6 protein-coding genes are annotated in these 13,934 nt (G+C 77.4%); 1 reads left to right on the plus strand and 5 read right to left on the minus strand.

Annotated features, from left to right (window positions below; translation table 11 throughout):
• Positions 1-2,070 precede the first annotated feature (2,070 nt).
• A complete protein-coding gene (locus tag AC0GKK_RS08270; protein WP_489883523.1) occupies positions 2,071-3,486 on the plus strand; it encodes a YncE family protein in 1,416 nt (471 codons plus the stop codon).
• Between the two features lie 33 nt (positions 3,487-3,519).
• Here the strand turns inward: AC0GKK_RS08270 and AC0GKK_RS08275 are convergent, their stop codons facing one another.
• From AC0GKK_RS08275 to AC0GKK_RS08295, 5 genes are all read right to left on the minus strand, one after another.
• A complete protein-coding gene (locus AC0GKK_RS08275) occupies positions 3,520-4,164 on the minus strand; it encodes a DUF8185 domain-containing protein (RefSeq protein ID WP_405418713.1) in 645 nt (214 codons plus the stop codon).
• Positions 4,161-4,586, minus strand: a complete 426-nt coding sequence (locus AC0GKK_RS08280) for an acyl-CoA thioesterase (RefSeq protein WP_489883524.1) — start codon at positions 4,584-4,586, stop codon at positions 4,161-4,163. Before AC0GKK_RS08280 ends, AC0GKK_RS08275 begins: the two co-directional genes overlap by 4 nt.
• A gap of 9 nt (positions 4,587-4,595) precedes the next feature.
• A complete protein-coding gene (locus AC0GKK_RS08285) occupies positions 4,596-9,497 on the minus strand; it encodes an NAD-glutamate dehydrogenase (RefSeq protein ID WP_476654106.1) in 4,902 nt (1,633 codons plus the stop codon).
• Positions 9,498-9,554: 57 nt separating this feature from the next.
• On the minus strand, positions 9,555-9,830 hold the full coding sequence (locus AC0GKK_RS08290) for a hypothetical protein (RefSeq protein ID WP_489883525.1): 276 nt from the start codon (positions 9,828-9,830) through the stop codon (positions 9,555-9,557).
• A 454-nt stretch (positions 9,831-10,284) separates the two neighbouring features.
• Positions 10,285-13,887, minus strand: a complete 3,603-nt coding sequence (locus tag AC0GKK_RS08295; protein WP_489883526.1) for a hypothetical protein — start codon at positions 13,885-13,887, stop codon at positions 10,285-10,287.
• Positions 13,888-13,934 lie beyond the last annotated feature (47 nt).

Consider the following 13,934-nt stretch of genomic DNA (forward strand, 5'->3'; position numbering starts at 1 on the left):
CCCGACCGCCGCAGAACGCATGACGTCGGCGCCCGGTCACCCGGGCCCCGACGACCGCTCCCCCCGGCGTGCCGACGGCCCGCCGGACCCCGAACCGAACCCCGACGGGCTCGGCGAGGCGATCCGGACCGGCCGCGTGCCGGTGGTCCCCGGCTCCCTGGTCGACCTGGTCATGCGGTCCGGCTCGGGCGAGGCCCCGGAGCCGGAGGCCACGTCCGAGGACGACGGCGCCCGGCGCGAGCCGACCCCGACCGGGTTCACCGAACTGGTGTCCCGCGAACGGGGTCCCGCGCCCGCCCCACGGCCCACCCCGGGACCGCGGCCCGCCGTCCCCGAACCGCCGTCGGACGCGGGTGACTACGCCGATCTCGGCGACCTCGGCGACGACCCGCTGGGCGTCGGGCCGCTGCCCGACGAACCCGGCGACGACGGTCTCGACCCCCTGCACACCCCGGCGGACCGCTTCGCGCCGCCGCCGTCGTTCGCGCCGGGCACACCGGGTGGGACGACACCTCCCGCGACCGGCCGCACCCCGGCCGCGCCGACGCCCGGCCCGGCCGACGCCACCCCCGCGGCACCGCGGCCGGACTCGGCGGACGGCGGCCCGGCGGCACCCCGTCCCGGCCCGGCGGACGCCGTTCCGGCGACTCCCCGGTCCGGCTCGTCGGACGTCTCCCCGTCGGCTCCCGGGGTGGACGCGGCGGGCACCGTCCCGTCGGCGCCCCGGCCGGACCCCACGCAAACGGGACGTCCCGGCCCCGGGCCCGGTGCGAACCGGCCCGACCCCGCCGCCACCCCCGCGGAGGGCGGTCGTCGCACCGATGCCGGTCCCGGGCCGGACGGTGTCCCGGTGACCGCACCCGCACCGACCGTCGTCCCGCCGATCGCGCCCACCCCGCGGCCGCTCGGCGACAGCACCCGCCCCACCGCCGGCTCCACCCCGGACCAGGACGCCGCCCCGTCGCCCTCGGCCGGGGACACCACGGAGTCCGGCGGCACCGGCTCCCGCGACGGGGACCGCGACACCGCGGGACAGCACACCACCAAGCGGTGGCCGCCCCGCCCGGCGCGCAGCGGCGCCGACGGTCCGGAGACCGACATCCTGCCGCCCGGCGCACTGATCGGGCACTACCCGAGCGCGGACCCCTCCGACGACCGGACCGAGCAGCCGCCCGCGCGGCCCTCGACCCCACCGTCCGGGAACCGTCCGACGATGCCCGGTCGCAGGCCTTCCGCGCCGGCGGGCCCGGAGCAGCGTCCGGTGCCCCGTCCGGCGATGGGTGGGGCACCGTCCGGTCCGGCGATGGCCGGGCTGTCGGGCAACGACCTGTTCGCCACCGCCGGCGGTGACTCGGGCAGCGGCTTCGGCCGGCTCCCGGGCCGCGCCGACGACCCGTGGCGTTCCCGCGCCGACACCGCGGCCTCCGCGCCCGACCCCGACGGGCCCTCCCCCGACGACGTCCACCGTGACGACACCACCGGTGAGGATTCCGCCCGGGACGCCCCGGCGTGGGACACCGGCCGTCCGCCCACGGACGACGCCGCACCGTCCCGCGACGGCGCGTTCCCGACGCCGGGGTCGTACGGCGACACGCCGCCGCGCTCCGGGCCGGCCGCGGCCCCGGGCCACGCAGCCGCCGCGTTCTCCGGACCGGCGCGGACCGGGGCGTTCCCCGCCCCCGGCGCGGGCCCGGACGAGCGGCGCGGCGGACCGGGCACCGGGGCGTACCCCACCGACCGGCCCGGCGGACCGGGCACCGGCGCGTACCCCACCGACCGAACCGGCGGACCGGGCACCGGCGCGTTCCCGACCGACCGCTCCGGTGGTCCGGGCACGGGGGGGTACCCCGTCGACCGCCCCGGTGGGCGGGGCTTCGGTTCGTCTCCGACCGACCGGCCCGGCGCCCCGGGGCCGGTGGCCGCCCGGACGGGCCCGGTACCGGTGCCCACCCGTCGAACGGCGCCCCCGGTGCCCGTTCCTGGGCCCCCGCCCCGGACCGCCCGGGCCCCGGAGGACCGGACGGACGGCCCGCACCGCGACCGGACGCTCCGTCCGAGAACGAGACCACCGTGGTCCTGCGGCCCGTCGGCACCGACGGCGAGCCGCCCACGCTGCAGGGCCACACCCCGGTCACCGGACACCCGGACGCCCCGGCGACGGACGACACGGGCGGCCCGTCGGGCCCGGACCGGCCGGACGCCTCGACTACCAGCCGCAACGCCGCCGCCGCGGCCTCGGTCGGGGCCGTCTCGGTGGCCGCCGCCCGCGCCGCGTCCGGCCGGGACGGCACGGTCAGCGACACCGGTCCGGGCACCGCGGTCCAGCCCGCGGCCGCGGCGGCGACCGGTGAGAAGCCGCCGGTCACCCCGCGCCGCGAGGCGATCATGTCGGCGAAGCCGCGCAACGGCCGTCGCAGCCCGTCCGCGGCCGGGCTCGCGATCGCGCTGGCGATCGTGCTGCTCGGCGCGCTGACGCTGTGGGCGATGCTGTCGCCCAGCCAGTCCGACCCGGGCGCGAACGCGACCCGGCCCGCCGTCTCCGCCGGTCCGGGCACGGGGCCGCGTCCGGACGCGGTCGCGGCCGGGGCGAGCCTGGCGCAGCCGACGGTGCGGGCGACCGTGCCCCTCGGCGGCGCGCCGGTCGCCGTCGCGGCCATCCCGGACGGCTCGACGGCCCTCGTCGCGGTCCGTGACGCGAACCGGCTCGCGGTCGTCGACACCGCGTCCGACGCCGTCACCGGGGAGATCGAGCTCCCGGCGGCCCCGCAGGGGGTGGTGACCTCCCCGGACGGCACCCGCGCCTACGTCAGCACCGCCGGTCAGGGCGGCGGGCAGATCGCCGTCGTCGACGTGCCGGGGCGGACCGTCGTCTCGACCGCTGCCGTCGGCGGCGACCCGGCCGCGGCCGCGGTGTCCCCCGACGGCCGGTTCCTCTACGTGCCCTCCCGCGCGGACGCCACCGTGCAGGAGCTCGACCCGAACGCGGGCACCGTCACCCGGACCGTGCCGGTGTCCCGCGACCCCTACGCGAGCGCCACGAACGACGCGGGCGACCGCGTCTACCTCGCCACCCGCGGCGCCGACCAGCTCACCGTCCTCGACCCGGACAGCCTCACCGTGCTCGGCAGCTTCCCGGTGCGTGGCGGCGCGGAGTCCCTGGCCGTCAGCCCCGCGTCGGTCCCGCGGACCGTGGTCGCGGTCGGCGGTCCGGAGTCCGGCACCGTGACCGTCCTGGACCCCGCCGACGGCCGCGAGATCGCGACCGTGCAGGTCGACGGCGGCGCCACCGGAATGGCCTTCGCCCCCGACGGCCGCCACCTCTACGTCGCGACCCGGCAGGCTCTCGTCACCGTCGACACCGGGTCCTGGCAGGTCACCGGGACCACCGACGTCGCCCCGAACCCGACCGCCGTCGCGGTCGCCCCCGACGGCCGCACCGGCTGGGTCACCGGCGACGGCGCGGTCAGCGTGCTGAACCTGACCTGAGCCCGGGCCGGCCCCTGCTGCGGGCCCGGCCCGTCAGCGCGCGACCGACAGCGGCAGCGACACCACGCGCCGCTTCACCACCGCCCCGTACCGGGCGTCGAGCCGCATCCACGAGCCCGACGCGGACACCCGTACCCGCGGCCCGTCGGTCTCCTGCGGCGCCGAGCCGAGGAAACCCATCCCGGACATCGCGAACAGCACCCGCATCGGCACGGTCACCGGGCGGCCCGCGTCCGGCGGGGACACCGTCAGCACCGTCTGGTCCAGCAGCGACGCCGGCGGCCCCATCGGGCCTGCGTGCTCCCGGGCCAGTGCCAGCCCCCGGTCGGCGAGCTCGTCGAGCTCCGCGGCGGGGACGTCGTCGACCCGGGACCAGCCGTCCTCGGGCGGGAGCTCGTCGAGCCACGGCGCGGGCGGGCCGGGGTCGACCGCGGCGGAGCGGTCGACGGCCAGCGCCGTCAGCAGCGTCGACGCCTGCGCGATGACCGGCAGCGCCGGGTCGAGCTCCCCGGCCACCGACCGGGTCACGAGGACGTCGAACGGGGTGCGGGCCCACGCCGTGATCCGGCCGGCACCGGCGGCGAGCCGGATCGCGGCGGTCTGGTCGAGCCGGGCGACGCGCGCGGTGAACGCGCCGAGGTCGTCGCGCTCGGTCGCGTCCGCCAGTCGCAGGGTCACGACACGTCTCCCCGGTGGCGCTCGAGGAAGTTCCGCTCGTCGACGGTGAGTCGGCGGACCCGGTCCGCCTCGAGGTCGTAGAGGGCCATCCGGGTCCAGGCGGTGACCGCGACCGGGTCGTCCGCGCCGGGTCCGTCGTGCAGGGCGTAGTCGAGGACGAACGACGCGGCCCGCAGCTCCCGCACGGTGATCGCGCACCGCAGCGGCTCGGGGCGCCACGGCAGCTGCCGCTTGTACTCCACGTGCAGCCCGGCGACGAGCAGACCGGAGGAGAACCCGGCGAGCCCCTCCCGCCCGGCGGCGGTGAAGGCCAGCGCGACGCGGGCCTCCTCGACGAGCGTGACGATCCGGGCGTGGTTGACGTGGCGGTAGGCGTCCTGGTCGGTCCAGCGCAGTGGGACCTCGGCGACGAAGGCGGTCACGGGGAGCTCCTACCGGGCCAGTCCGCGCAGCTGACGCGAGATCACCGACAGGGTCGCGAGGTCCAGCGACGCCGACGCCCCGATCTCCTCCAGCGCGCTGCGGGCGCGTGCGAGCTTCGAGGAGTTGGCCTGCTCCCAGGCGGCGATCGCGTCGTCGACACCCGTGCCGGGCGGGGTCTCGCGCAGCGCGTCGAGGGTGATCGAACGCAGCGACCCGTAGAGGTCGTCACGCAGCGCGAGCCGCGCCAGCGCGTGCCAGCGGTCCCCGCGGTCGAGCCGGGACACCGCGGTCAGCGCCTGGTCGACGCCGAGGTGCTCGGACAGCGCGTAGTACAGGCGGGCCACCTCGGCGCCGGGCCGTGGCTCGGCCTCGCGGTCGGACAGCTCCACCAGCTCGACGACGTCGAGCAGGCCGTAGGCGTAGAGCGACAGCGCGGCCGACTCCACCATCTCCTCGGGCACCCCGCAGGCGCGCAGCTCCGCGGCACGTTCCTGAACCGCGTCGAGCTCGCGGCCCTGCAACAGCTCGGGCAGCCGCGCCCGCAGCTCCGCGATGGGGCCGGCGAACCGGTTGACCTCCGCGCCGACGGCGAGCGGCTGCGGCCGGTTGGTCAGGAACCAGCGCGACACCCGGTCGAGCAGCCGCCGCGACTCCAGCACCACCGCGTCGGCGATCGGGACTCCGACCTCGGCCCGGCGGACGGCCTCCCACAGCGCAGGCAGCCCGAACACGCGGGTGGTGACGGTGTACGCGCGCACCACGTCGTCGGGGCCCGCGGAGATCTCCTCGCCCAGCCGGAACGCGTAGCTGATCCCGGCACCGTCGACCATGTCGTTGACCAGCGACGTACCGATGATCTCCCGACGCAGCGGGTGGTTGCGCACGGCGTGCTCGAAGCGCTCCCGCAGCGGGTGCGGGAAGTAGCCGGGCAGCGCCGGCGCGAACGCGGGCAGGTCGGGCAGGTCGGTCTGCAGCAGCCGGTGGGTCAGGTCGAGCTTGGTGTGGGCGAGCAGCGTCGCCAGCTCGGGGCCGGTGAGACCGAGACCGTCGGCGGCCAGGCGCGCGAACCCCGCCTCGTCGGGCAGGACCTCCAGCGTGCGGTCGAGCCCGGTGCGCCCGGCGAGGTCGGTGACCATCCGGGCGTGCACACCGACCATGTCCGGGGCGTGGGCGCGGGCGACGCCGAGCACCTCGTTCTGCGCGACGTTGTCGGCGAGCACGAGGGCGGAGACCTCGTCGGTCATCGACGCGAGCAGCTCGTTGCGGGCGTCGCGGTCCAGGGAGCCGTCCGCGACCGGGCGGTCCAGCAGGATCTTGATGTTGACCTCGTGGTCGGAGCAGTCGACACCCGCGGAGTTGTCGATGGCGTCGGTGTTGACCCGGCCGCCGGCACCGTCCGGGCCGCCGCGGCGGGCGAACTCGATCCGCCCGCGCTGGGTGAGCCCGAGGTTGCCGCCCTCGCCGACGACGCGCACCCGCAGGGCGCGGCCGTCGACCCGGATGGCGTCGTTGGCCTTGTCCCCCACCTCGCCGTCGGTCTCGCCGGACGCCTTGACGTAGGTGCCGATGCCGCCGTTCCACAGCAGATCGGCGGGGGCGAGCAGGATCGCGTGGATCAGCTCGGGCGGGGACAGCGCAGTGACCGTGTCGGCCAGCCCGAGCGCGGCCCGGATCTCCGGCCCGACCGGCACCTTCTTCGCGGTCCGCGGCCACACCCCGCCACCCGCGCTGATCAGGGAGGTGTCGTAGTCGGCCCACGAGCTGCGCGGCAGCTCGAAGAGCCTGCGACGCTCGGCGTAGGAGGTCGCGGCGTCCGGGGTCGGGTCGACGAACACGTGCCGGTGGTCGAACGCCGCGACGAGCCGGATGTGCTCCGACAGCAGCATCCCGTTGCCGAACACGTCACCGGACATGTCGCCGACGCCGACGACGGTGAACTCCTCGCGCTGGGTGTCGACACCCAGCTCGCGGAAGTGCCGCTTGACCGACTCCCACGCGCCGCGGGCGGTGATGCCCATGGCCTTGTGGTCGTAGCCGACCGAGCCGCCGGAGGCGAACGCGTCGCCCAGCCAGAAGCCGTAGGACTCGGCGACGGAGTTGGCCAGGTCAGAGAACGTGGCGGTGCCCTTGTCCGCGGCGACGACGAGGTAGGAGTCGTCGCCGTCGTGACGCACCACGTCGGTGGGCGGCAGCGTCTCGGTGGTGCCGTCGGCGTGGGTCAGCAGGTTGTCGGTGATGTCGAGCAGCCCGGAGATGAAGGTCCGGTAGCAGTCGCGGACGTGCTCGGGCGCCGGCCCGGGCCTGCGCACGACGAACCCGCCCTTCGCCCCGACCGGGACGATGACGGCGTTCTTCACCGCCTGGGCCTTGACCAGGCCGAGCACCTCGGTGCGGTAGTCCTGCTGGCGGTCGGAGAAGCGCAGACCGCCGCGGGCGACCGGGCCGAACCGCAGGTGCACGCCCTCCACCGCGGGCGAGTACACGAAGATCTCGAACCGCGGGCGGGGCAGCGGCATGTCCGGCACGGCGGCCGGGTCCAGCTTGAAGGAGAAGAACGGGCGGCCCCGGAACCAGTTGGTCCGCAGCGTCGCCTCGATGACGGCCAGCAGGCCCCGCAGGATGCGGTCGGCGTCGAGACCGGAGACCTGGTCGATCAGGGTGGTGACGTTCTCCAGGGCCCGCTGGTGGGCGGCCTCGCGCTCGTCGGCGTCGGCCGTGGCCGGGTCGAACCGGGCGCGGAACAGGGTGATCAGACCCTGCGCGACCTGCGGGTGGGCGACCAGGACGCCGGCCGTGTACTGCAGGGTGAACAGCCCGCCGAGCTGGCGGGTGTAGCGGCTGTAGGCCCGCAGAACGGCGGCCTCGCGCCAGTGCAGACCGGCGCGCAGGACGAGCGCGGAGAACCGGTCGGACTCGGCGTCGCCCCGCCAGGCCGCGGCGAACGCCTCCTCGAACCGTCGTCCGGCGTCCTCGACGGTGACCGTCGGGACCGCGGGGGCTCCGGCGGGCTGCGGGGGCCGGAGCCCGAAGTCGTAGAGCCAGCAGCGACGGCCGTCGGGGCGGCGGAACTCGTAGGGCCGCTCGTCGACGACCTCGACGTCGAGCTGCTGCAGCAGCGGCAGCACACCGGTGAGGGTGACCGGGTCGTCGCCGACGTAGAGCGCGAACCGGATGTCGCCCTCGATGCTGCGGTACAGCCGCAGGTCGAACGCGTCCTCGCCCTTCTCCCCCAGCGTCATCAGCCGCCGCAGGTCCTCGACGGCGCGCAGCGGGGTCACCGTCGCCTTGTAGGACTCGGGGACCCCGGCCAGCATCGGGCGGGCGGCGGGCCCGGCGTCGCCGAGCGCGGCGACGAGCAGGTCGTCCCACGTGCGGGTCGCCTCGGCGACGTGGTCCTGCAGCTCGGCCAGGTCCACCGTCACCGGCTCGGCGCCGGGATCGGTGGTGATCGTCAGGTGCAGCAGCGCCAGCTCGACGTCGCCGACCTGCGCGGTGTAGCTGACGTCGGTGCCGCCGAGCCGGGTGCGCAGGATGTCGGTGATCTTCAGCCGGGTCGCGGTCGTGTAGCGGTCGCGCGGCAGGTAGACCAGGCAGGACAGGAAGCGGCGGTACGGGTCGGGGTGCACGAACAGCCGTACCGCGCGGCGGGCGCCCGCCTCCAGCACCCCGACGGCGGTGTCGTGCAGCCGATCCTGCGACGAGGTGAACAGCTCCGCGCGGGGCAGCTGGGAGAACACCTCGAGCATCTGCTGCCCGGAGTAGGAGTCGGCCGGGAAGCCCGCGCGCCGGATGGCGCCACGGATGCGGCGGGCGACGACCGGGATGTCCAGGACCGACTCGTGCCGGGCCGGGACGGTCAGCATCCCGAGGAAGCGGTGCTCGCCGGTGACGGTCCCGTCGGCGTCGCGGGTGCGGACCCCCACGTAGTACGGGTGCACCGCACGCAGCACCCGGCTGCGCTCGCTGGCCCGGGTGAACAGGAGCAGGCCCGCGGGGTCGGCGGCGCCGGTCTCCTCGGGGAGGAAGACGTTCGCGCCGGCGTCGCCGGGGCGCAGGACGCCGAGACCGGTGTCGGTGTCGGGCCGCAGGCGCCCGTCCGGGTCTCCCCCGTCGTCGGTGCGCCGGGAGTAGTGGCGGTAGCCGACGAACACGAAGTGGTCGTCGACGAGCCAGCGCAGCAGGTCCGCGACCTCGGCCGGGTGCACGTCGTCCTCGTCGGTGTCGGCGGCCGTGGCGGCACCGGTTCCGGAGAGGTCGTCGGCGAGGGCGCGGGCGCGCAGGGTCATCGCGGCGGTGTCGTCGACGACCTGCCGGACCGCGGCGAGCGTGTGCTCCAGCTCGGCGTGCAGCGCGTCGGGGTCGAGGTCCCCGGAGGACACGACGTCGACGTGCATCCAGGACTCGACCGAGGCGCCCTCGGTCGGGTCGGTCGGGTCGGCGGCGGTGTCGACGCCGGTCAGCGTGCCGTCGGCGGCGCGGTGCACGACCAGGATCGGGTGCACGACGCGCCGCGCGGTGCCGCCGGCCCGGCCGATCCCGGCGAGCGCCGACTCGACGATGTAGGGCATGTCGTCGGTGACGATGTCGACCGTCACCGCGTCTCCCCCGGCGGCGGTCACCCGGACGGCGGCCCGCCCGGGTGCGCGGTGCGCACCGAGCGCGAGATGGGTGTCGACGACGGTCGCCGGCCCGGGCAGTTCCGCGCCGCCGGTCGTGTCGGTCTCGGGTGTGTGCCGGGCGTAGAGACGGACGAGGTCCGCGGCGGCACCGCTCCCGGGGCGGGGATCACCGCCCGGCCCGTCGGTGCTCGTGGTGTTCCCGGTCTGCCCCGTCGTCCCGCTGCTCACGATCCACTCCGGCCCCGTGCGTGTGCTGACGGCCGTCACCCTATCCCGGGGTACCGACGCCATCGGCGGACCGGGACGGCCGCGTCCGCGACGACCGGGCGAGCGGTTCCCGGCGGCCGGTCAGATCTCGCGGTAGGCCGCGAGGGCCCCGGCGAGGAGATCGGCGAGGCCCATGTCCTCGGGGATGCCGGCGGGGTCGGACGGGGCCGCCGCGCCCGGTGTGCCGTCGGCCGGTGACGACGTCGTCCCCGGGGCGTCGGCAGCGCTGTCCTGCCGTCCGGGCGTCACCGGTGACGCGCCGTCCCGCGTCGCGGCCGGGGCGTCGTCACGCGGGGAGGTCGGCGGCTCGTCCCTCGTGGCCGGGCCGTCCTCCCGTGTCGCGGTGTCCGACGGCACCGGTCCGTCCGCGGGGACCGCTCGGCGGGAGCGAGCCCGTCGGGTCGCGGTGCCGGCGTCCGGCGCCCGCCCGCCTGCGTCCGGTCGGTTCCCGCCGGGTCGTAGGCCCGTCGTCGGTGTGGGGACGGCGCCGGTCGACGGTTCGTCGTCGCCGCCCGCGGCGGCGTCACCGATCACGGCGGCGTCACCGACCACGGCAGCGTCACCGGTCACGGCAGCGTCACCGCCCGCAGCGGCGTCACCGCTCACGGCAGCGTCACCGCCCGCGGCAGCGTCACCGGTCGCCGGGGCGACGACGGCCGCCGCACCCCGCACCACGGTCGGTCCGGTCGCGGTACGCACCGTCCAGGTCCCCACGCCCACGCCGCTGCCGTCGGGATCGCCGGACGCACGGTGGCCGCCTGCGGACGTGGTCCCGCCCCCGTCGAACAGACCGGCGGCCCCGCCGTCTCCGTCATCGGCCGGTGGGGTGGCGTCCCGCCCACGACGACGCGGCAGCGCTGACTCCCCCGCTCCGTCGTCGACCCCGGACCACCGCACCGGCAGCCCGGAACGTTCCCGGGCCGGGCCGTCGAAGCGGGAGGCGGCGCCATCCGGCCCGGGGAGGTCGAGGTGGGCCCGGACCGCCTCGGCGAGGCGCCGGTCCGGTTCCGGGGGCAGCGCGAACCGGGTGTCCAGCGGGTCCGGCACCGGCGGGGGTCCGCCGGGGCGGAACCGCCCCACACCCGCGACCGCTCGTCCCTCGCCGGCCCGGCAGGGTCGCTGCCCACCTCGTCGCGGGCCTCGTCGCGGGCGGAGGGGGGTGGCGCGGAGGGGTATGGCGCGGCGGGGTGTGGCGCGGCGGGGTGTGGCGCGGCGGGGTGTGGCGCGGCGGGTGTGGCGCGGCGGGGTGTGGCGCGGCGGGGTGTGGCGCGGCGGGGTGTGGCGCGGCGGGGTGTCCGGGGTCACGATCGCGGGCACCGGAGTCGTGGGCGGCCCGGTGCCGGACGGTCCGGTCGCGGGCCGCCGGGTCCCGGAGGGCTCCGTCGGAGCGCCGCCGCCCACCGCTCCCGGGCCGGACGGTGAGACCGACGGCGCTCAACGACGCCGTCCCGTCGCCGGCGGCCCGTCGCCGCCCACCTCGGGCCGCTCGTTCGCCGGACAGGTCCAGCGGCGTCGCCAGCGCCGGCCCCGCGACCGGCTCCGGGGCGGCCGCCGGCTCGCCGGCACCCGATCCCGCGTCCCCGGTCTGCGCGGCGCCGGGGTGCCCGCCGGCCCGGGCCGAGGGGGCCTCGGGGAGGGGCGCCGGCGTGTCCGGCCCGGTCAGCTCGGTGATGATCTCGTCGCCCTCGACACCGTGCGGTCCGACGGCCTGCATCCGCAGGGACGTCCCCGCCGGCAGCCCGCCCCGGCGCACGCGGCCGCCGAGGTGCGTCGCGAGCGACCGTGCCCAGAGCAGGACGGTGACGTGGTCGACGTCGGGCAGGGTGACCCGCACCGTGTCGTCGTCGCGACGTGTGGTTCCGGACGGCGGAACCAGCCGGCGGGCCCGGGTGACCACGTCGTGCAGGGCCCCGACCGCCGCCGTACCGGTGACGGTCTCGAGGTCGCCGTCGACGAGGTCGAGGACGATCGACCGCTCCGCCGTACCGGGTGGCCCCGTCGGGGCCGCAGGGGCCGTCGGTGCCGCGGCCGGGCCGCTGTCCCCGGCACGGGCCGCGGCGCGCGCGCTCGCCCGATCGGACCTCGGGTCGGCCTCGGCGGGGTTCGGCTCGCCCGCAGCACGCCCGGCGACCACGGTCGGCTCGCCCGCAGCACGCCCGGCGACGGCGGGCGGCTCAGTCGCAGCCCGCTCGGCGGCGACGGCCGGCTCCGGCGTGGGAGCCCCGTTCCGGTCACCGTCGACGGGACCTGGCCCGGCTGCCGGGCCGGCCCCGTGGCCGTCGCCGGGCCGGTGGGCCGCCTCGTGCCGAGCTCCGTTCCGCGGGACGGCGTCGGCCGGACCGTGGGCCCCGTTGCGGTGCATGGCCGCGGGCTGCTCGGGGGCCCGCCACTCGGCAAGGAGGGCATCGGCGAGCGGCGAACCGCCTGCCGCGTCGGGGGTCCACGACGGGCCGGTCCACGAGGAGTCCCGGGGTGCCATCGGTGCCGGGCCGTCCGCGAGGAGCCCGGAGACGCCCAACGGGTCGGCGGGGTCGATGCCCGCGGGTCGTCGATCGCCGGCATCCGTCGTGTCGTCCGACGCCCGGTCGGCCGCCCCTGCGGCGTCCGCACTGTCCGGCGTACCGGCGGTGTCCGTCGTGCCCGGCGTACCGGTCGCCGACGACGCATCCGCCTCGAGAGCGGCCTCGCCGGGACGGCGACCGTTCCGGTTCGCCCCGGCGGATCCGCCCACGGTCCGGTCGTCCGGCGACGGGTCGGCGGTTCCGGCGCCGTTCCTGGTCCCGGGGTCCTGGAGCAGGCTCTCGGACGGCGCCCAGCGCACCGGGAAGCGTCCGGCCGCCGGGAGGCCGTTCGCCGGGAGGCCGTTCGTGGCCCCGGCTCCCGTGGCGCCGTCGTTCCCGGGCCCGGTCGGATGGTCGTCCCCGGCTCCGTCCGAGCGACCGTTCCTGCTCTCCGTGCCGGTGAACCGGTCGTCCCCGGGCCGATCGTCGGTCGGGCGATCGTGGTCGGGCTCGGTGTGGCCGGTTCCGGCGGGTCGGTCGGTCCCGGCACCGACCTCGCCTTCCTCGACGGGCGTCCCGGCGGGCGGGGCGGCTCTGTCCCGCTGGTCCGCGCCGGAGGACGGGTCCCCGCTGGCGGGGCGGGACGCGGCGAACCCTGGTTCCGGCGTACTGCGACCGGCGCTGTCCCGGTTACCGGCACCGGGTCCGCCCGTCGGAGCACCGGCAACGGTGCCTCCGGTCGCGGCCGGACGTTCGGCGGGTACGGCAGGCGACCCGCCCGTGCGCGGGAACGGGGTGGGTCGCTCGGTGGTGCTGGTGCGGACGGCGGCGAGCGGCAGCAACGCCGCCACCGCGTCGCGGAAGCGCGTCCCGCGGTCGCGGTCGACCTGGTCGGCCTCCATCGCGGCGCGCATGGTCTCCAGGGCCTCGCGGTACCGGCCCGAGCCCTCGTGCAGCTCGGACTGGGCGGTTCGGCAGGCCGCGACCAGCGCGGGGACACCCGCCTGTTCGGCGCCGTCGGCGGCCTCGACCAGCGCGCGGGCTGCGTGGTCCGCACGTCCCGCCTGCACCCGGGCCAGTGTGAGCCGCAGCAGCACACCCTGCCGACCGGCGTCCTCGGCCTCGCGCTGCACGGCGGCCGCGGCGACCGCGTCGGGCGGGACGTGCCCGGAGTCGAGCAGCGCAGTGATCCACTGGCTGAGCAGTGCCGCGGCGAGGTGGGTCGACAGCGGGCGGGACCCGGGTCGTTCCGGTGTCCATCCGAGCTGGGCCAGGCCGCGCAACGCGCGGTCCACGGCGGCATCGTGTTCGCGCCGGGCCCGGTGCACCGACCCGACGACGAGGTCCGCGTACGCCGCCGGTTCGCCACCGAAGCCGGAGCCGCAGGCGTCGACGTCGCTGCGCAGCCGCTCGAGCTCGGAGGCGGAGGCGCCGGCGAGTGCGCAGCGCACCTCGACCGCGAGTCGGTCGAGGCGCAACAGCCCCGGGTCCTCGCCCGGGGCGTCGTCCGGCAGGCCGACGACGAGTGCCCGAGCCGCCTCGAGCTCTCCGTCGGCCTGGGCGACCCCGGCCAGCTCCACCCGCAGACGGGCGCTCTCGGGGCGGGTGAGGATCTCGGTACCGGGCGTGCGGAGGGGCACGGGGACCGTGCTGTCACCCGGGGTGGCATGACCGGTCACCCCGGCGACGACGGCAGTGGCGACGTCGCGGGCGTCCCCACCGGCCGCGTGGCCGTCGAGCAGCCAGCCCGCGGCCTGCAGCCAGCGCAGATCGTCACCGTCTGCGACAGCTCGCGCGCACGCCTGCTCGGCCAGTTCCGCGGTGAGCAGGGGCCGCTGCCAGCGCAGGGCCGCCGCCATGCGCAGTTCGGCCGTCGTCGCGCCGGCGGCCCGACCCTGCAGGTCGAACGTCACATCGCCTCCCGTGAGTGACACCACCGTCCGGACCTCCCGAGGGAGCC

This window comes from Pseudonocardia sp. P-1, assembly GCF_058111925.1.